19 protein-coding genes and 1 pseudogene are annotated in these 19,278 nt (G+C 49.9%); 15 read left to right on the forward strand and 5 right to left on the reverse strand.

The features are described 5' to 3' along the window. Positions 1-32 precede the first annotated feature (32 nt). From IPL71_RS06515 to IPL71_RS06585, 15 genes and pseudogenes are all read left to right on the forward strand, one after another. Entirely contained in the window at positions 33-401 is a 369-nt protein-coding gene (locus tag IPL71_RS06515) for a hypothetical protein (protein WP_345320011.1), read from the forward strand. Further along, on the forward strand, positions 358-549 hold the full coding sequence (locus IPL71_RS06520; RefSeq protein ID WP_345320013.1) for a hypothetical protein: 192 nt from the start codon (positions 358-360) through the stop codon (positions 547-549). The genes IPL71_RS06515 and IPL71_RS06520 overlap by 44 nt, the downstream gene beginning before the upstream one ends. Before the next feature lie 119 nt (positions 550-668). Continuing rightward, a pseudogene (locus IPL71_RS06525) lies at positions 669-1,331 on the forward strand (BMP family lipoprotein). After that, positions 1,328-1,537, forward strand: a complete 210-nt coding sequence (locus IPL71_RS06530) for a hypothetical protein (protein ID WP_345320015.1) — start codon at positions 1,328-1,330, stop codon at positions 1,535-1,537. Before IPL71_RS06525 ends, IPL71_RS06530 begins: the two are co-directional and overlap by 4 nt. A gap of 59 nt (positions 1,538-1,596) precedes the next feature. After that, the gene (locus tag IPL71_RS06535; RefSeq protein WP_345320017.1) at positions 1,597-2,586 is read left to right on the forward strand and encodes an ornithine carbamoyltransferase; all 990 of its coding nucleotides are present in this window, start codon (positions 1,597-1,599) and stop codon (positions 2,584-2,586) included. 101 nt (positions 2,587-2,687) lie between these two features. Next, on the forward strand, positions 2,688-3,641 hold the full coding sequence (arcC, locus tag IPL71_RS06540) for a carbamate kinase (RefSeq protein ID WP_345320019.1): 954 nt from the start codon (positions 2,688-2,690) through the stop codon (positions 3,639-3,641). Positions 3,642-3,687: 46 nt separating this feature from the next. Continuing rightward, on the forward strand, positions 3,688-5,637 hold the full coding sequence (locus tag IPL71_RS06545; RefSeq protein WP_345320021.1) for a hypothetical protein: 1,950 nt from the start codon (positions 3,688-3,690) through the stop codon (positions 5,635-5,637). A 116-nt stretch (positions 5,638-5,753) separates the two neighbouring features. Continuing rightward, entirely contained in the window at positions 5,754-7,025 is a 1,272-nt protein-coding gene (locus IPL71_RS06550) for a BMP family lipoprotein (RefSeq protein WP_345320023.1), read from the forward strand. Between the two features lie 73 nt (positions 7,026-7,098). After that, the gene (locus tag IPL71_RS06555; protein WP_345320025.1) at positions 7,099-8,589 is read left to right on the forward strand and encodes an ABC transporter ATP-binding protein; all 1,491 of its coding nucleotides are present in this window, start codon (positions 7,099-7,101) and stop codon (positions 8,587-8,589) included. Continuing rightward, complete coding sequence (locus tag IPL71_RS06560; protein WP_345320027.1) at positions 8,582-9,619, forward strand: ABC transporter permease; 1,038 nt, start codon at positions 8,582-8,584, stop codon at positions 9,617-9,619. The genes IPL71_RS06555 and IPL71_RS06560 overlap by 8 nt, the downstream gene beginning before the upstream one ends. A gap of 7 nt (positions 9,620-9,626) precedes the next feature. Then, complete coding sequence (locus IPL71_RS06565; protein ID WP_345320028.1) at positions 9,627-10,625, forward strand: ABC transporter permease; 999 nt, start codon at positions 9,627-9,629, stop codon at positions 10,623-10,625. A 67-nt stretch (positions 10,626-10,692) separates the two neighbouring features. Then, positions 10,693-11,961 carry a threonine synthase gene (gene thrC / locus IPL71_RS06570; protein WP_345320029.1) on the forward strand — a complete coding sequence of 423 codons (1,269 nt, stop codon included), beginning with the start codon at positions 10,693-10,695 and terminating at the stop codon, positions 11,959-11,961. After that, a complete protein-coding gene (locus IPL71_RS06575; protein WP_345320031.1) occupies positions 11,958-13,121 on the forward strand; it encodes an AI-2E family transporter in 1,164 nt (387 codons plus the stop codon). Before thrC ends, IPL71_RS06575 begins: the two co-directional genes overlap by 4 nt. Further along, positions 13,118-14,050, forward strand: a complete 933-nt coding sequence (locus IPL71_RS06580) for a glycosyltransferase family 2 protein (RefSeq protein ID WP_345320033.1) — start codon at positions 13,118-13,120, stop codon at positions 14,048-14,050. The genes IPL71_RS06575 and IPL71_RS06580 overlap by 4 nt, the downstream gene beginning before the upstream one ends. 86 nt (positions 14,051-14,136) lie before the next feature. Further along, entirely contained in the window at positions 14,137-15,495 is a 1,359-nt protein-coding gene (locus IPL71_RS06585) for an MATE family efflux transporter (protein ID WP_345320035.1), read from the forward strand. Between the two features lie 307 nt (positions 15,496-15,802). On the opposite strand, the gene IPL71_RS06590 is transcribed toward IPL71_RS06585, so the two are convergent. The 5 genes from IPL71_RS06590 to IPL71_RS06610 all read right to left on the reverse strand — a co-directional run bounded on the left by IPL71_RS06590 (position 15,803) and on the right by IPL71_RS06610 (position 19,119). Further along, positions 15,803-16,174 carry a hypothetical protein gene (locus IPL71_RS06590; RefSeq protein ID WP_345320037.1) on the reverse strand — a complete coding sequence of 124 codons (372 nt, stop codon included), beginning with the start codon at positions 16,172-16,174 and terminating at the stop codon, positions 15,803-15,805. Beyond that, the gene (locus tag IPL71_RS06595) at positions 16,171-16,965 is read right to left on the reverse strand and encodes a lycopene cyclase domain-containing protein (protein ID WP_345320039.1); all 795 of its coding nucleotides are present in this window, start codon (positions 16,963-16,965) and stop codon (positions 16,171-16,173) included. The genes IPL71_RS06590 and IPL71_RS06595 overlap by 4 nt, the downstream gene beginning before the upstream one ends. Positions 16,966-17,067: 102 nt before the next feature. After that, positions 17,068-18,342 carry a cytochrome P450 gene (locus IPL71_RS06600; RefSeq protein WP_345320041.1) on the reverse strand — a complete coding sequence of 425 codons (1,275 nt, stop codon included), beginning with the start codon at positions 18,340-18,342 and terminating at the stop codon, positions 17,068-17,070. Continuing rightward, a complete protein-coding gene (locus IPL71_RS06605; protein ID WP_345320550.1) occupies positions 18,339-18,731 on the reverse strand; it encodes an alpha/beta fold hydrolase in 393 nt (130 codons plus the stop codon). The genes IPL71_RS06600 and IPL71_RS06605 overlap by 4 nt, the downstream gene beginning before the upstream one ends. Then, complete coding sequence (locus tag IPL71_RS06610; protein ID WP_345320043.1) at positions 18,715-19,119, reverse strand: alpha/beta fold hydrolase; 405 nt, start codon at positions 19,117-19,119, stop codon at positions 18,715-18,717. The genes IPL71_RS06605 and IPL71_RS06610 overlap by 17 nt, the downstream gene beginning before the upstream one ends. Between the last annotated feature and the right edge of the window lie 159 nt (positions 19,120-19,278).

Raw genomic sequence — 19,278 nt, forward strand, 5'->3', positions numbered from 1 at the left:
GGCTACCTGTTTACCTGCTTTCCATACCACCCATGAAAATCCTCGAAATCCGCCGACACTCCATCCGCTCCAATGGGGGTACACCTGAACCAATAGGCGTTGACCTTGCCCGTTTGGTCGGGCAGAACCTTGGTCCGTTTGACCGTGTGGTCACATCCACGCTGCCGCGTGCATTTGAGACAGCCATTGCAATGGGCTTTGCCGTGGATGAGCAGACTGAATTGCTGAACACCTACGGTCATGCCGTGGAGAAGGAAGCGCCCTGGCCGCAGTCCTTTCAACAATATGCTCAGCGGTGTCAAACGCGGCGGCGCGGCTGCAAAATATGCCCAAAAGCTGGCGAAATTTTACGCCAGCATGATGAATTTTATTTCCGAAGGCCGTTCCGCGCTGGTCATTAATCACGGCGGAATCGTTGAATTGGGCATCGTTGGCTGCCTGCCTGGATTTGATTTTTCAGAATGGGGCGGGCCGGTTGATTATTGCGAAGGTGCAAGATTTTATTGGGATGATAAATTTGTCGGTGCTGAAGAATTGCGCGTCAACTAGATAATATAAATTGTGAGGAATTTTTATTGATGAAGAATAGGAAACCATTTTTCTTTTTACCTCTTTTGCTTGCGGCCCTTGTTGCGGGTTGCGGCGGCGCAAAGCCAAAGGTTGCGCTCATGCTTGCGCGCGGTGGACTTGGTGACAAGGCCTTCAATGACAGCGCCAATGAAGGTTTGCAGAAAGCCATGCAAGACCTCGGCGTGGAGGTGAAAACTTTCGATTATCAACAGGATACGCAAAGCGAAAACGTCCGCAAGGCCGCGCAGGAAGGGTATCAACTGGTGATCGGTCTCGGTTCGGAAAATTCCGCGGCCATCACCGGATCAAATTCGTGTGATCGATGATGCGGCGCCGAAGGCGCAAATGTCACCTCGGTCACATTCAGCGAACTCGAAGGCGATTTTCTGGCGGGCGCACTGGCCGCGTTGTTGAGCGAAAACAACAAGGTCGCTTATCTGGGCGGTGCCGATGTACTGGTCATTCGCCGCATTCAATTCGGGTTCGAGCAGGGCGTGAAATACGTCAAGCCCGATGCGGAGATCGTTGTCAAATATGTTGCGGGTAAAGATGATTTCAGCGGCTTCTCGAAACCCGATGAAGCCAATGCGATCGCCGCGCAGCTTTATGCCGATGGCGTGGATCTGATTATGCGCGGCGGGCGGGTCCTCTCGGCGCGATCGATGCCACAGAAACAGCAGGCAGGTTCATCGTTACGACCGGAAGCGATCAACGGTATCTCGCTCACGAAGTTGTGGTCACCAGTCGCACCAAGAATATGAATCAAGCAGTATTCATGTTGATCGAAATGTTGACTCAGGACAAACTGCAAAGCGGACCGATCCAACTCGATTACAAATCCGGCGGCATCGGCATCGCGCCTCTTTCTGCCGACCTCGTACCTGCTTCTGTTTCAAGTGAATTCGACTCCATCCGGGCAGGCGTTGAGTCTGGCGAGATCGTTGTTGCGCCATTTACAAATCCATAGGTGGATCAGGATTTATTTCTGTTCCACAGTAACAAAAAAATCAAAGGAGATTAAATACTATGCAAACAAATTTTCGCGGTCGTGATTTTATTGGCGATCTCGACTTCACAAAAGAGGAAGTCGAAACCGTTTTGGAAGTAGCCTGGGATCTGAAGCGCAAGCGCGCAATGGGTGAGCCTCATCCATACCTGCGAGACAAGGCGCTGGCGATGTTGTTCTTCTTCTCGTCCACCCGCACCCGTGGATCGTTCGAAGCCGGCATGGCGCAGTTGGGCGGTCACGGCGCTTTCATTGACAGCAACACCACACAAATTTCACACGGCGATACCCCCGTGGAAATCGGCGAAATTTTTGGCCGCTACTTCGATGGCATCGCCATTCGTCACTGTGACTACGGCGACGGCAACAAATATTTGAACGCAGTGGCAAAGAATTCCCGCGCCCCTGTCTTGAACATGCAATGCGATATTTATCATCCCTTCCAATGCCTCGCGGACTTGATGACCATTATGGAAAAGAAGGGCAAGGACTTGCGCAAGAAGAAGATCGTCGTTTCCTGGGCATATGCCGCCTCTTATCTCAAGCCAATCTCTGTTCCTCAATCTTTGATCCTTCAAATGCCGCGCTTTGGCATGGATGTCACTTTAGCTTACCCGCCTGAATTCCCGCTGATGCCCGAAATCGTGGAGCAGGCCAAAGAACAGGCTCAACTCGCCGGCACAAACTTTGAGATCATTGACACCAAAGACGGCATGAAGGAAGCCTGCAAAGATGCCGATGTGATCTACGCCAAGTCATGGGGTCCGCTGTTGACCACCACCGACAAGGTTGAAGGCAAGAAACTTCAGGACATGTATAAGAACTGGATCATGGATGATGACAAACTGAAGGTCGCCCACAAGGACGCCATCTACATGCACCCATTGCCCGCTGACCGTGATGTCGAAGTCACCAGCAGCGTGCTGGATGGTCCGCAGTCAGTGGTATTTGACGAAGCCGAAAACCGCCTGCACGCGCAAAAAGCCGTCATGGCGTTGACGATGTCGTAGAAAGTAAAAAGTAAAAAGTAAAAGGTGAGAAGTAAAAAGCAGTCAATTTTCTCCAGCTACTTTTACTTCTTCCTTCTCACTGCTTTTCTTAAGGAGAGCCCATGACCCACAAACTCGCTGTAATCGCCATTGGCGGTAATTCACTCATTGTCGATGAAAAAAATGTAAGTGTTGAAAGTCAATACAAAGCTGCAAAAGAAACCGCCGTACATATTGCGGATATGATCGAGCAGGGCTGGGAAGTAGCCATCGGCCACGGAAACGGTCCGCAGGTTGGATTCATTCTCAGGCGTTCAGAGATCGCCGCTCGTGTTGAAGGAATGCACGAAGTCCCATTGGATGTGTGCGGCGCGGATAGTCAGGGCGCCATCGGTTATGCCCTTCAACAAAACCTGCAAAATATTCTCTATCAGCGCGGCATCAAGAAGAAAGTGGTAACGATTGTTACGCAAACACTGGTGGATAAAGCTGACCCGGCTTTTGCAAAACCGACCAAGCCAATCGGCGGATTCATGACCAAAGAGGAAGCCGATCGTCGTCAGCGTGAACAGGGCTGGAGCGTGATCGAAGACGCCGGTCGCGGCTGGAGACGTGTGGTCGCATCGCCCATGCCGAAAGAGATCGTTGAATTGGAAACCGTGCAAACCCTACTCGAAAAAGGCATCGTCACCATCACAGTTGGCGGCGGTGGAATTCCCGTCGTTGATCCCGGTGACGGAAACTACGAAGGCATTGCCGCAGTTGTAGATAAAGCTTATGCTTCATCGTTATTGGCACGCGAACTTGAAGCCGATCTGTTTGTGATCTCCACCGCGGTTGAAAAAGTGGCTGTCCACTTTGGCAAGCCTGAACAGAAATGGCTTGATAAAATAACTCTGGCCGAAGCCAAAGCCTATCTCGCCGAAGGCATACATTTTGCCAAAGGTTCCATGGCGCCCAAGATACAGGCTGTGATCTGGTTCCTCGAAAACGGCGGCAAGGAAGCGCTTATCACCAATCCCGAAAATATTGGCCGCGCGCTGAAAGGCGAAACCGGCACAAGGATCGTTCGATAAATAAATTTTGCACGGGCAGATTTATCTGCCCGTGCAAAAACATAATATGAAAAAAATTCATCCATCCATCACCCTCCTCTTTGCCGCCATCCTCGCTTATGGCTTGCTCATCCCACAGCTTGGCTTTTATTGGGATGACCTGCCCATGTCGTGGATCCGCTATCAATTGGGCGTGGAGGCGATGACAAAATATTTCTCAACCAACCGTCCCATTTGGGCCTTGCTGTATCAGGTCACCACGCGCATTCTTCCGCATGTGCCGATCTACTGGCAGGTCTTCGCTTTGTTCTGGCGCTGGGCTGGGGCGGTCACATTGTGGGCCACGGTTAAACAATTATTCCCACAGCGTGAAAAATTTGCACTCACATTAAGTTTGTTGTTTTTGTTGTATCCGGGTTTCAATCAACAGTGGGGAAGTTATCTTTACAGCCATTTCTTCATCGTCTTCTTTTTCTTCCTGATTTCTTTTTTTCTCATGCTGCGCGGCAAGACCATCCCCGCCTTAATATTTTCTGCGCTCAATCTTTGGATGATGGAATATTTCTTCGTCCTTGAATTAATTCGTCCCTTTATCATTTGGACATCGCTTCAAACTGTTTCTTCCCCCAAAGAACGCATCATCCGCACCCTGAAACTGTGGACGCCCTATCTGGTAGTTTTTGTGCTGGCAGTTTTATCACGTATCTTCATCTTCAATAATCAGGTGTATGGCTTTAGTATTAAAGATCAACTGGTGGATGCGCCCGTTGCAACCATAATCCTGCTTTTGCAAAATATCTTCACCAGTCTGTGGACAGTCACCGGCGCGGCGTGGGCCTTGATCTTCCAATTCCCGAACCCGTCTGTTGATGGTCCGCGCATTACTTTGATCTATTCGGTTGTGATGGTCGCTGTCGGGGCGCTGGTCATGTTTGGGCAGCAGAAGCAGGCTCAAGTCGAAGAAAGAAGCGGACGGGAAATTGGCTGGATAATCGCCCTGGGCGTCGTCATGCTCTTGTTGGGCGGTCCGCCTTTCTGGCTGACGAATGTTCCCGTCTCTTTAGGTTATCCTGCAAATCGTGCCACCTTATCTTTTTTGCTCGGCGCAAGTTTTGTATTCGCCGGTTTGTTGGAATTGATCCCGGTAAAAATAAAGTATGCGGTTGTGGTTGCATTTGTTGCGCTCGCAGCAGGACGTCAATTTTTGTGGGCCAATGAATTCCGCCGTGATTGGACATACCAGAAAAATCTATTCTGGCAGATGACCTGGCGCGCACCCGGTCTTGAAAAGAATACGATGGTTTTGATAAACGAAGACTTGAAATACTACGCAGATAATTCGTTGGGTGCCGCGTTGAATTGGGTCTACGCGCCTGATAATCACACTGATGTTGTGGATTATGTTTTGTTCTATCCCACGAACCGTGAATATTTATCTTTTAATTTGAATCAGCCAGTGGACTATGATTTTCTGGCCGGAAAATTTCACGGCAACACATCGCAGACTGTTGTCTTTTATTATTCACCGCCGCGTTGTTTGCGTTTGCTTGATCCTGAGATCGATGGCGAAAATCGTTTGATCCCTGAAGATTCTTTATTGCGCGATGCCGCGTTTTTATCATCCACTGTGCCGATATTAAGTGAATCCACTGCGCGTATGCCCGATGTATATGGCCCTGAACCCGAACACGGCTGGTGCTATTATTTCCAAAAGGCTGATCTTGCACGTCAAATGGGTGACTGGGAAACTGTTACCCATTTGGGCGATGACGCTTTTGCGCTGGGCGACTATCCTAATGACCCGATTGAGAGGTTTGTTTTCATTGAAGGATACGCTCATACAGCAGATTGGGAAAAAGCGGTAGAATTGTCTCAGAATTCTTACAAGGTATCGAAAAGTTATGTGGGTCCGCTTTTATGTAAACTATGGGACCGTATCGAAAAAGAAACTGAAAATACCTCTCTGCAAAAAAAGACTCTGGATGGAGTCCGAAGTAAATTTGAGTGTATGCCTTAGTGGTGAAAATTTTAACCTCTGGTAGAATTGTTTAGACAACTATAAAGGAAGTCTCGGCACAGATCACCTTTGTACGTTTTGTTCGTCAAACTCAAATTTGAATAAGGAGAAGAAGAATGCGTAAGAATTTTGCTCGTTTGGCCATGTTCGCTCTGGCCCTCATGCTCGTCCTTTCGGCTTGTGGTGGTACTCCCGCTGCAACTGAAGCCCCCGTTGTTGATGCCACTGAAGCCCCAGCCATGACCGAAGCACCTGTTGCCGCCACAGAAGCACCCGCTGCTGAACAGTTTGTTTTCGGTTTATTGATGGTCGGCCCCTATAATGACAATGGTTGGAGCCAGGCTCATTATAAGGCAAATCTCTACCTCGAAGAAAAACTTGGTGCCAAGATGGTTTACCTCGATAAGGTAAATCCCGCCGATCGCCCCGGCACCACCCCCGATCAGCTCGCTGAAGAATTGGTTGCCCAGGGCGCCAAACTTGTCATCTTTAACTCTGATGACATGAAAGATGCCTCGACCACCTTCGCCAAAGCCAATCCCGATGTATTTGTCATCATGGCTTCCGGTGATCAGGTTTGGCCTGAAGGCAATATCTACGAAGAAATCCCCAATCTGACCAATATCATGGGCCGCATGGAATATGGCAAGATGATGGCTGGCTGTGCCGCCGCCCTCACCACTGATACCGGAAAGATCGGTTATCTCGGACCATTGATCAATGACGAAACCCGCCGCCTCGCTTCCTCCGCTTATCTTGGCGCGAAGCATTGCTGGGAACAGGCTGGTAATGATCCTGCCGGTTTGGAATTCAAAGTAACATGGATCGGTTTCTGGTTCAACATCCCTGGTGTTACTCTTGACCCCGTTCAGGTTTCCAATGATTTCTACACCACCGGTTATGATGTTGTCATCTCTGGTATCGACAACCCCGTCAATCTTGGTGAAGCTCAGAAACTCATGAGCGAAGGTACACCTTCCTATGGTGTGGCTTATGACTATGTCGCCGCTTGTGATGCCGCTCCTGAAGTTTGTATCGGTGTGCCATATTTCAACTGGGGTCCTGAATACCTCAAGGCGATTTCCTCCGCACAGGATGGTACATGGGAATCTCAATTCATTTGGGCCAGCCCCGATTGGGCTGATATCAACAACCCCGATACTTCCGCTGTCGGTTTTGTGAATGGTCCTGCTTTGAGCGAAGATGCTGCCGCCACTGTTGATGCCTTTGCCGATGAATTGGCTGGTGGCCTCAACCTGTTCGCTGGCCCGCTTAATTTTCAGGATGGAACACCTTATCTTGCTGATGGTGAAGAAGCTACCGACCAGCAGATCTGGTACCTGCCTCAGCTGCTCGAAGGCATGCAAGGCTTGAGCGCTGCCGAATAAGTAGATCCCGTTTTTGTAGGGGCGCGGTTATCGCGCCCCTACATTTTTTGTATCATGGAGTCCCACAACGCCCATGAACGTCGAACTCAAAAACATTCATAAACACTTTGGCAAGACCCATGCCAACAAGGGGATCAATCTCGCCATTCCCGCAGGCACGATCCAGGGAATTTTGGGGGAGAACGGCGCCGGAAAAAGCACCTTGATGAAGATCCTTTCAGGATTTATTCAAGCTGATTCCGGCGGTCAAATTATTTTAGACGGTAAACCCGTCACCATTCATTCACCCGCTGATGCGATTCATGTTGGCGTGGGAATGCTTCATCAAGACCCATTGGACTTTCCGCCAATGCGCGTACTTGATAATTTTTTACTTGGACGCTCCGGCGGACTTTTCCCCAACCGCACCGCAGTCGCCCGTGACTTTAGCCTGCTCGCTGAAAAATTTGATTTTTCCCTCGACCCGGACAGTTACGTCGACTCGCTCACTGTGGGTGAGCGTCAACAACTTGAAATCATACGTCTGTTGTGGCTGGGGGCGCGCATCCTCATCCTTGATGAGCCAACCACTGGAATCAGCGCTTCACAAAAAACAAAACTATTCGCCACACTAAAAATACTGGCTGAACAAGGTATGACCGTCATCTTCGTTTCTCATAAACTTGAAGATGTGGAGCATTTGTGCAGTCAGGTTGCCATTCTGCGGGCTGGTGAATTGGTGGGCGAAATGAAACCTCCATTCAGCACCACCAAACTGGTCGAAATGATGTTCGGCAAAGCAGTGACTTTGGGCGAGCGCCTAACCGCTGAAGTGGGTGATGCCATTCTTTCACTTAAAAATATATCCCTCGAAGATGTTCGCTTAAAGATAAAAGATGTAAGCCTTGACCTGCGTGCTGGTGAAGTGATCGGCCTCGCTGGTCTGGAAGGTTCGGGGCAGGGCATGTTCATCCGCGCCTGCTCGGGGTTGGTGCGGCCAGTCGGAGGCCGGGTGCAGCTCAAAGGTCACGACCTGACCGGCAAGTCGTATCACACCTTTAAGAATGCAGGAGTCAACTTCCTGCCGGCGGCGCGTCTAGAAGAGGGATTAGTCCCCGGCTTGAGTCTCACTGATCATTTTGTGCTGGCCGAACAACCCAAAGGGATTTTTATTGACCGTGCTGCGGGCGAAAAACTTGCAGAGGATCGCATCAAATCATTTAACATTCGCGGTACACCGCTGAGTACAGTGGAATCGCTTTCGGGTGGTAATCAACAACGCGCCGAACTTGCGTTGTTACAAACTCCACTTTCAATGATCCTGCTCGAACATCCCACCCGCGGATTGGACATTGAATCTGTGATCTATATCTGGGCGAAACTGAAGGAAAGATGCAAACAGGGCGCGGCGATCATTTTTATTTCTTCAGACCTGGAGGAAGTATTGCAATATAGCGATCGTGTGCTAGTGTTCTTTAGCGGCAAAGTTTCACCTCCCATTGATGCGGCCACGACCAGTGTTGAACAACTCGGCCAGTTAATCGGCGGCAAGGGTTGGCCTGAGAAGGGAGGCAGCCATGCTTAAAGGTCGTTTGGGCGCGGTTCTTTTTCAATTGATCGCCTTCGTACTTGCGCTTGGATTTGTTTCGTTGATCCTGATCTCTGCCGGCGCATCTCCGATGGAAGCGTTTAATAATATGTTTACAGGCTCCTTCGGTTCGATGCGAAAGTTCGCCGAAGTGCTTGTGACCTTTGTGCCGCTATTGCTTGTGACAGCGGGTTTGTTAATCACCTTCTCTGCCGGCTTATGGAATATTGGTGTGGAAGGTCAGATCGTGCTCGGTGCGATCACAACGGCTGGAGTGTTACGTGTATTTGTTGATAGTACGCTGCCGCCTGCTTTGATCATTACACTGGCGATTTTGGGCGGCATGATCGGCGGTGCTTTATGGGCGTCGTTGGCTGGCCTGTTAAAAACATTTGGCGGCGTGAATGAGATCTTCGGCGGATTGGGCTTAAATTTTGTCTCCACCGCGTTGACCTTGTATCTTATCTTCGGCCCGTGGAAGCGTGATGGCGTGGCCTCCATGAGCGGCACAGAACCTTTCCCCGATCATTTTTCATTGCCGCAGGTTCCCGAACTGCGGATTAGTTTATGGGCTTTGGGCATTGCAGTGGTAGGGATCGTGTTCGTGTATTTTATTTTGCAGGGCACATACTTTGGTTTGAAACTTAAAGCCGTCGGCAAAAACTTCCGCGCGGCGTATTTGTTGGGAATTCCCACCTGGCAATATTCAATGTACTCGTTTTTGATCTGCGGGGCATTGGCGGGTGCGGCGGGAGCCATGCAGGTGACCGCTGTTTACCATCGTTTGATCCCCTCCATTTCAAGTGGATATGGATACCTTGGTTTGATGGTAGCCATGCTGATTAATTACCAGGCGATCTGGGCTGTGCCGGTCGCTTTGTTCTTCGCTGCTTTGAACATCGGAAGTATTCAACTGCCCATCGTCATGAAACTGGATTCATCACTCGCTGGCGTTTTACAGGGCGTGCTGGTGCTTTTCGTTTTATTGATGGAAGGCGCGCGGCAGAAATTCGTAAAGAAGGCATGAGAAAATTATGAATCAGGAAAACCTTCTCGTTGGTCTGGCTGGTGTACTTGCGGCTGCTGCTCCCATTATTTTTGCAGTTTTGGGTGAAACATTTTCCGAGCGTGCTGGAGTGATCAATCTCTCAATGAACGGCACGATTCTGCTTTCTGCCATGGGTGGTTTTGCCGTGGCCTATAACACCGATAACATTGTGCTTGGCTTTTTGGCCGGCATGTTGATCGGTGCGCTGGTGGCTCTGGTTGTGGCTTTTGCCAGTATTACACTGAAACAATCTCAGGTGGCGGTTGGATTTGTACTCGCACTGACTTGTCGTGACCTTTCCTATTTTCTCGGTAATCCCTACATGGGGCAGGCTGGTCCGCGTTTGCAATCGCTGCCCATCCCGTTTTTAAGTGATCTGCCAATTGTTGGCACGCTTTTGTTCAAGCAGGATTTCATCACCTACGTCAGTTTTATTGCGATTTTTCTTGCCTGGGTCTGGATCTATCGCACACGTCCCGGGTTGATGTTGCAAGGCATTGGTGAAAAACCTGCCGCTGCATTTATTCGCGGTGCGAATGTCAATTTGATGCGCTATGTCTACACCATGATCGGCGGCGCATTGATCGGGTTGGCTGGTCCCGCGTATTCACTCGCTATCCGTGCTGGTTGGATGGGAACCATCTCTGGCCTCGACGGCATCGGCTGGATCGCCCTGTCCATTACCATCTTTGGCGGTTGGAATCCATCACGTGCCGCGTTTGGCGCATATCTCTTTGCCTTTTTACAATGGCTGGGCTTGGTGTTACAAGGCGTATTTACACAAGTCCCATCACAGGTTTTGCAGGTTGCGCCCTTCCCATTGATGATCCTCACACTGTTGCTTGTCAACATCGGTAACGCCGAATGGGTCGAACGCACGCTCGCGGCCATGCCTGAGAACGCGCGCAAAATATTTGCAAAGGCCCTGCGTGCCATGCGGGCATCTCCGCCCGCGGCGCTGGGTGTGCCCTTTGATACAGATTAACACTTCAAACCTTCGGGACGCAACTGTCTCGGAGGTCTTTCTTTATATCGGGTAAAATTACGCCGTTATGAAAAACTTCACTGGCTATAAATGCTCGCTTTGTGGTGCGGAATATCTTCAAGGGCAGGTTACCTATACCTGTCCGAAGGATGGCGGCAATCTGGATATCGTTCTGGATTATGAAGCCATCAAGAAGAAGTTTCAGCCCGAAGATATCACCTCGCGGACTGAATCCTCGCTTTGGAGGTATCTGCCCCTTTTGCCTGTGGATGAACCTGCGGGTGACTCTACTCCCTTACACGCCGCAGGCTGGACGCCCGTATTTGCTCTGCCACGACTGGCAGATAAATTAGGCCTCAAGCATCTCTGGCTGAAGGATGAGTCACGAAATCCCACGGCTTCTTTTAAGGATCGTGCCAGTGCTGTCGTTGTGACTCGCGCGCGTGAACTCAAAGCCAAAGTAGTGGTGACTGCGTCCACGGGGAATGCGGGCGCGGCGTTGGCGGGCATGTCGGCGGCGGTGGGGCAGAAGGCTGTCATCTTTGCGCCCAAGTCTGCACCGCAGGCCAAGGTGGCGCAATTGCTGATCTTCGGCGCGAAAGTCATTCTGGTGGATGGTTCCTATGATGATGCCTTTGATCTGACCGTAAAAGCCGCGAATGAATTCGGTTGGTATTGCCGCAACACAGGCTACAATCCATTTACATTGGAAGGCAAGAAGACTGCTGCTTTTGAAATTTGGGAGTGGTGGGAGAAGGCTCATCGTGACTGGCATAAAAAAGACAGCCCGTTGGATAGTCACTCTCCATTATCTATTTTTGTTTCTGTCGGGGATGGTAATATTATTTCCGGTATCCATAAAGGATTCAAGGATCTATTCGCATTAGGCTGGATTCCCAACATGCCGCGCATTGTTGGCGTGCAAGCCGAAGGGTCTGCCGCGATTGCAAATGCGTTTCATGCCAACACTGAAATTATTACTCCCGTCTCTGCAACCACAATCGCAGACAGCATTTCAGTGGACCTGCCGCGTGATGGAGTCCGTGCGGTGCGGGCGGCAAAGGAAACCAACGGGACGTATATTACTGTCAGCGATGAGGAGATCATCAAGGCAATTGCCGAACTCGGCGGCATGGGGATTTTTCCCGAACCTGCCGGGGCTGCGGCGTATGCCGGTTTGGTAAAAGCAACAGGCTCGGGCGCGGTAGGAAGCGATGACCCCGTCCTCGTGCTGAATACAGGTAGCGGACTCAAAGATGTCCGCGCGGCGATGCAGGCTGTTCAGTCTGCTCCGATCATTGAACCAACTTTAGAGGCTGTGAAAAAGGTTTTATGAAAAGCAATCAATGGAGTCTTAGCTTTCGTTATGTAGTGGCCGCAGTTATTTTTGTGGCTGTGATCGCCTTGTTGATCTATGCGCGTGAAGCGACAAAGATGCTGGTGATCGCTGCCTTCGCGGCGTATTTGATCAGTCCGGCTGTGACGATGTTGATGCACAGTACAAAATTATCGCGAACGGCTGCGGTGAATATCGTTTATTTTTCTGCATTGATCGTGTTGGTGGGTGTGCCTGCAATATTGACACCGATCTTTTTCGATGAAATAAAGATTGTCGCCAGCGATCTGCTTGATCTTTCAAAACAGATCAGTGTTGCGCTTATACAGCCGGTACAGGTTGGCGGCATGGTTTTCCATTTTGAACAACTGGGCGAAAGTTTTGGACATTTTCAAGAATCGATGCTCACGCCATTACCGGAAGAGGCGCTGGCTTTACTGGAGACAACTTCAGTTAATGTTTTGTGGTTTTTGGTGATTCTGGTCAGTGTGCATTTATTTATGAGCGAATGGCCGCGTATGCGCGAGTGGATGATCGAACTTGCGCCGGAGCCTTATCATCAGGATATGCATGAGTTATACAAGCGCCTGCGCAATGTGTGGATGGCTTATCTGCGCGGACAGATCGTGTTGATGGTGGTGGTGGGGGTGGTGTTCACGGTGGCCTGGTTAATCCTTGGCATTCCAGGTGCGTTGGTGCTGGGAGTTCTGGCGGGCTTATTTACCTTGATTCCAGATGTGGGTCCCTTTTTGGCGGCCGGGCTCGCCATGGGTGTGGCTTTGTTGGAAGGCTCCAGTTGGATTCCACTTTCAAATTTTTGGGTGGCTGGTATCGTCGGCCTGACTTATCTGGTATTGATCAACTTAAAGAATTTTTTCCTGCGTCCGATCATCATGGGACGCAGCCTGCACATGAATGAAGGGTTGATCTTCATTTCGATTATGATCGCCACGATCCTTGAAGGAATCATGGGCGCATTATTGATCGTGCCGCTTCTGGCTTCGGTGGTTGTGATTATGGAATACTTGCGCCGTCGTGTGTTGGGATTATCTCCCTTTGCCGCTGAAGATGACAAACAATTTGTGACTCCGCCGGAAAAGATAAAGACAAGGCGGCAGCTAAAAATCTATAAAAAGGAAGTCCCGAAACAGGATTTATGAAAATCACTTATTCGATCATTGCTCCCATCTATAATGAGATAGATAACCTCCCTGAGTTGTATCGCCGTGTTAAAGAAGTGATGGATTCCTCCGGCGAACCGTGGGAGCTTATCCTCGTGGACGATGGCTCAACAGACGGTTCAACAGACAAAATTCGTGAGTTGGCCCAGGCAGATAAAACGGTGCGGCCTGTGATCTTTGCGCGCAATTTTGGTCATCAGGTTGCCATCACCGCCGGCTGGGATTATGCGCGTGGCGATGCGATCGTCATCATTGATGCAGATTTGCAGGATCCGCCCGAAGTGATCCTCGAACTCGCCAAAAAATGGAAGGAAGGCTACGAAGTTGTGTATGCTGTCCGTGGTGAGCGTGAAGTCGAATCATGGTTTAAGAAATTTACCGCCGCCATGTTCTATCGTTTGATCTACAGCATCACCGATGTGAAAATCCCCGTGGACACGGGAGACTTCCGTTTGATGGATCGCAAGGTCGTGGATGTGCTCAAGCAGATGAAGGAACGCCATCGCTTCCCGCGCGGCATGTCAGCCTGGGTTGGGTTTAGGCAGATCGGTGTCACCTACAAACGCGCAGCGCGTGTGGCAGGTGTGACCAAATACCCTTTCCGCAAGATGCTGAAACTTGCATTGAATGCCATCACAGGCTTTTCATATTTCCCCTTGCAGGTGGCGACATATTTTGGTTTCTTTTCTGCCGGTGTTTCGATCCTTGCCATTCCTCTGGTTGCCATTCTGCGTTTGGCTGGCTCACACTTCTTTGAAGGTCAAACCACCACGCTGGTTTCAGTGCTTTTCCTGGGCGGTGTGCAGTTGATCTCGCTTGGTATTCTCGGTGAATATATTGGCCGCTTATATGATGAAGCCAAAGGCAGACCGTTATATATTGTCCGCGATGCGCCTGAAGATCAGTAATCTGTGAATAGTCATCAGTAACCAGTCGGCGGTCACCGAAGGGAGCCGCCGACTTTTTTCTTTGCCCTTTCCTCTTTCATAATCCCATGTCATTAACTTTTCTCAAAGACCGTTCGTTTATCCGTGAATTGCTTGTGATCGCAATTCCCATTTCCTTTCAACAACTCATCAATGCCTCGCTTAACATGATCGATGTGATCATGGTCGGGCAACTGGGTGAGACTTCCATTGCCGCAATGGGTTTATCCAACCAGGTTTTCTTTGTGTTAATTTTGATCCTCTTTGGCGCGACCAGCGGCATGGCGATCTTCACCGCGCAATTTTGGGGCAAGCATGAGATCGAACCGATCCGTAAAGTGTTGGGGATGAGTCTGCTTCTCTCCACTGCTGTTGCGTTCATCTTTACACTCGCCGCCACTCTCATGCCCGAAAGAGTGCTTGGCTTTTACACAAAAGATGCCGAAGTCATCAGCCTTGGCAGTAGTTATCTTCGCATCGTTGGCTTCTCCTATATTCCCGTTGCCATTGCCACTTCATACATTGCAGTTTTGCGCAGCATTCAACTCATTCGACTTACTGTCGTTGCCACCATTACAGCATTAATTTTCAAAACGATTCTGGGATATGGATTGATCTTCGGCATCGCCGGACTTCCCGCGCTCGGTGTGCGTGGGGCAGCCATCGGCACCGCATCAGGCTGGACTTTGGAACTGGTTCTGCTCCTGATCTTAATCTACACCCAGAAGACTCCCCTCGCCGCCAACCCGTTGACATTCTTCTCCTTCGACATGCCTTTCTTTTTGCGCGTATTTACCACTGCGATGCCCGCTGTTGCCAACGAATTATTCTGGTCATTAGGCATCACAACTTATAACGCCATCTACGCCCATCTCGGCACAGACTCAATTGCTGCGATCAACGTCAACGCGACGATCGAGGAGCTTGGCTTTGTTGTCTTTATCGGGCTGGGTAATGCCTGCGCGGTAATGGTGGGGAACCGCATCGGCGCGGGACGTAAAGATGAAGCCTATGAAATTGTCCGGCGGGTAATTATTTTAGGTGTGGCTTTTGCTCTGGCTGTTGGTTTGATCATTATTCTTTTGCGTGAAGTTGTGGTCGGTTTATATGACCTTTCACCAAGCGGCGAGAATAATGTCCGCTGGCTGCTGCTGGTGATGGCGTCCACTTTATGGATCCGCATGTTCAACTTCTCAACCTTTATCGGCGCGCTGCGTGCCGGCGGTGACACCCGCTTTGCGTTGCTGATGGAAATTTGTTCGATCTGGTTGATCGGCGTTCCCGCCGCATACATCGGCGCTTTTGTGTTGCATCTCCCCGTGTATTTGGTATATCTGATGGTCATGCTTGAAGAACTTGCCAAAGCCTTTGTCAGCAGTTGGAGATTCAGGTCACGCAAATGGATTCACGATCTGGTAAATAATTAATTTAAGTTGCCACCCTATTCAATTTCATCGCGGAGGGCACAGAGAAAAAGCCATAAACTCCGCGAACCCTGCGCCTCAGTGGTTCAAAACAGTCTTATAAAGGCTCTTGCCCTAAAAGTAGCAACTCGGGTTAATTAACTCACCCTGCGCAGTATAACTCCGAAGGAGTGAAATGATTCTAGAATCAACGCAAAAAATCGTCCAACAGAGGGGCCCGGGGGGGGGTGCCACCCTTCAGGATTGTTTACTGCGTAATGGCAGTTAATTAATATAAAAAGGAGCCGCAAAACTGCGGCTCCTTTTTATATTATGCCTGAATTTTGATGGCGGTATATTTTGCTCCGCCGCGCATTCTGCCGATGAAGCCGAAGATGTAGAACATGACGCCGTATTTTTTCTTCATCAATGTTTCCACGTGTTTGATGGATTCGGGGAGATTCGTCTGTTTTGGCGTGTGCGTCCTGCCACTCGCCGGTGGGTTCACCAGAGGCTGTCGAAGGCGCAACGCGGACCGTGCCATTGTTGCGAATCCGCTTGGCTTTGCCCGACCCGGCCTGGGTCCAGACTTGAAGCGCTTCTCCATCCTGCACAAACCAGACCGGAGTTTTAATCCCTGCCCGTTTTTGCGGAAGGTTTCGACGTTTAAATATTGTTGTTTTTCAAATTGATCGAGTTTCATGGGAGTCCTTTGTAGTGATTTGATTTCCAATCATTGAAGCGCTGCCGCCCAATGTTGGATAGTAGCAGGGTGATGCCGAAGGCAATCAGAATGTTAGTGATAAAAAAGAAAACCACTTCTTCAAGCGGAAGAATGCCGAAGAAGAGAATACCCGTGGTTTGTGCCGGCGAGATGGCCCAGGTTGTATCTTTGAGCGCAATAATATCAGCCAATGAAAGATAAGTGCCCGGAATGAAGATCGCGAGAAAGACAAGTTTGCGGTAATACCAGAGAATATCTGCGCCATATAGTAATTGCGGGAAGATGGCTGGCAATGCCCAAAAAAGCGTGATGGATAAATAGGTGATGGGTTGGTTATCGCTGAAGAACAAGGCTGTGAAAATTACCCATACAATAAATAAGATCACAGCAGCAACAATCCGCGCGGACTTTGATGGCTGGAAATTTTCTTTCGGCTCAGAAATTCTTCGAGCAAGAAACCACCACCACAAACCTGAGAGAATAGTTTCCACAATAAAGAAAGTATATTCTTCAATGGGCACATAGCCAAAGACGATGCCTGTCACGAGCGCGGGGTTGTAATACCACACGCCGGTTGCCACGAGATAATTATCCCAGGGCGTGGTGTAGACTACAGCCAAAATCACATGGACAACAATCGCAATCCACACAGCCCGTCCATTTTGGAAGCCGGGAGTGGGTTTGTTGTTTTTATTGTCCCACCATGTGATGATAAGAAATAGGATGATGGGAAGGATGAGAAAGCGTAAGAGGAATCCGAAATAGGTCATAGGTGGTGGGTGGTTGATGGTTAGTGGTTGATGGTTGATGGTTAGTGGTTGATGGTTGGTAGATTGGTAAATTGATGACTGCTTACTGTCAACTACCAATTGTCAACTGATACCTGCTCTTCTCATCACCTTCATCATCACTCCGGGTCTTGGCTCCAGTGTTGCGCCCATGTGAGCGTGGACTTTGTGACCGGTGAATTCAAAAGTGTGGGTTTGCAGTAAACGTGTCATGACGACCCGCGCTTCAGCCTGACCGAATGCCGCGCCAATGCAGGCCCGTGGACCGCCACCAAATGGGATGTAACTCATGGGCGGAGTCTTACGTCCGTGGGCGAAGCGTTCGGGGCAGAAATCTTCGGCGTTTTCCCAGATGGACGGGTCGCGGTGGGTGAGGTAGATCGAGTAGAACAGGCGCTCATTCTTTGGGACTTTGTTGCCGTCAAAATCCATTTCTTCGGCAATGCGCCGGTTGCCAATATGAATCGGCGGATACAGCCGTAAACTTTCCTTGATGACATGATCGAGCAAAGCGGATTTTTCCTGTGTATCCACTTCATGTAAAAGTTGAGTCTGCGTTTCAGGGTGTTGACCCAGCAAGGCAAATACCCAGGCCAGCAATGCTGTGGATGTATCATGCCCGGCGATCATCATCGTCAACATCTGGTCGCGGATGACTTTGTCCGTTAAGCCGGCGTCAATTAAATGTTGGAGTAGGTCGCTTGTTCCACTTTCTACTTTCCACTCATCTTTCTTCTTTCTTCTTTCCTCAATAATCTCAAACAAATAATCATCCAACACTTTCAACGGTTTGCGAAATCCAAAGCGTGGCATGTTGCGCCAGATGATCCAGCCGCCGGGGGAGATGTATTCGATGGCTTTGAGAATCGGATTCCAGATGCGCGGCAGATCGTCCCAGACATCTTTGCTGAATAGAGTCTGCATGATGATGAGCAGTGCAATTTTGCGGCTCTCGACCAGCATATCCACTGTCTCACCATTTTGCCATTGGGAGGTGACTCTGTCAGCTTGGGAAATCATCATTTGGGTATAACCAGCCAACCGCGCAGGATGAAGCGGGGGTTCCATCAATTTGCGATAGCGGTCATGTTCTTCACCGTCCACGATCAATACGCCGCGATCCAGATAATCGGTGACGGGATCTGTGTTGCGCCATGTGACCTTCTCGCGCTCGGTGACCAAAACCTTGCGCACAAATTCGGGGCCAAAGACAACATACGGGCGAAAGCCGGGAATTGGAATTTGAAAGAAACGGCCAACATGCTGCGCCATCACTTTCAACGGGCCAAGCGGAGATTTTTCTTTGATCAATGCGCGCATTGCAGCGCGGCCGGTTTCGGGTGAGAGAGGTTGAGTCATTGGAGTGTGGAAAGAAAATCGGTCACGGCTTGCATAAATTCAAGCGGACTTTCTTCATGCGGCAGATGTCCGCTTTGGGCGATGACGTTCAATGTGGCGTTGGGAAGTTCTTGCGCGAGGCGCAGCGATTGCTCGGTGGGGACAATGCGGTCATCGTCGCCGGTGATGACCAATGCCGGCATTGTGATTTCGCTCACCCGTTTGGCCAATCCGCTTTCCTGGCTGGCGACTGTGAGCTGCCAAAGTGCCTTGTCCCAATTTTCAACTTGAAGCGGTTTTTGATAGCCCGCAAAAATTTCGGGCGTGATCTTTGATGGATCGTGAAAAGCAGTTTTTAGAAACTCAGTTCCCTGCGCCTGAAGTTGACGGCAATCAACGGACCGACGGATCCATTTGCGGTGTTTTCAAAATGGACCTGCTCCAGGCTGGCGCGCCGCCGCCCGCGTAAACAGCGGCGTCGACAACGATCAGGGCTTGCACGCGTTCGGGGTGCTGCAATGCGACCTGCATGGAAACCGTGCCGCCGGCCGAGTTACCAACCAGAATCGCTTTTTCAATCTTCAGTTCATCCATCAATGCGATGACGATATCCACCTGCGCCTGCGGCCCATATGGACTTTCACCCTGCCATTCAAGTGGACGTTCGGTCAACCCGAATGCGGGGCGGTCGTAGCGATGACGGTTCCAACTTTTGATAACGGCTCTGTCACTCCGCCATGAGAACAGGCTCGCGCCAAATCCATGCAGCAAAATAAAAACAGGTTCACCTTGCCCCATGTTTTGTAATGGACGTTGACTCCATTGAGTTCGATGAATTTGCTGTCTGCGTCTGTCAGCTCTTCAATTGTTTTTGTGTTTTCAAGCGGCGGCACCGGAATCGAAAATGGTCCGATCGTAATGATAAGAATGAGAAGAATTAAAATAATTCCTATAATG

Origin of the sequence: Candidatus Villigracilis proximus, from assembly GCF_016717045.1 — a bacterium.
In the GTDB taxonomy this organism is placed as follows: Bacteria; Chloroflexota; Anaerolineae; order Anaerolineales; family Villigracilaceae; genus Villigracilis; species Villigracilis proximus.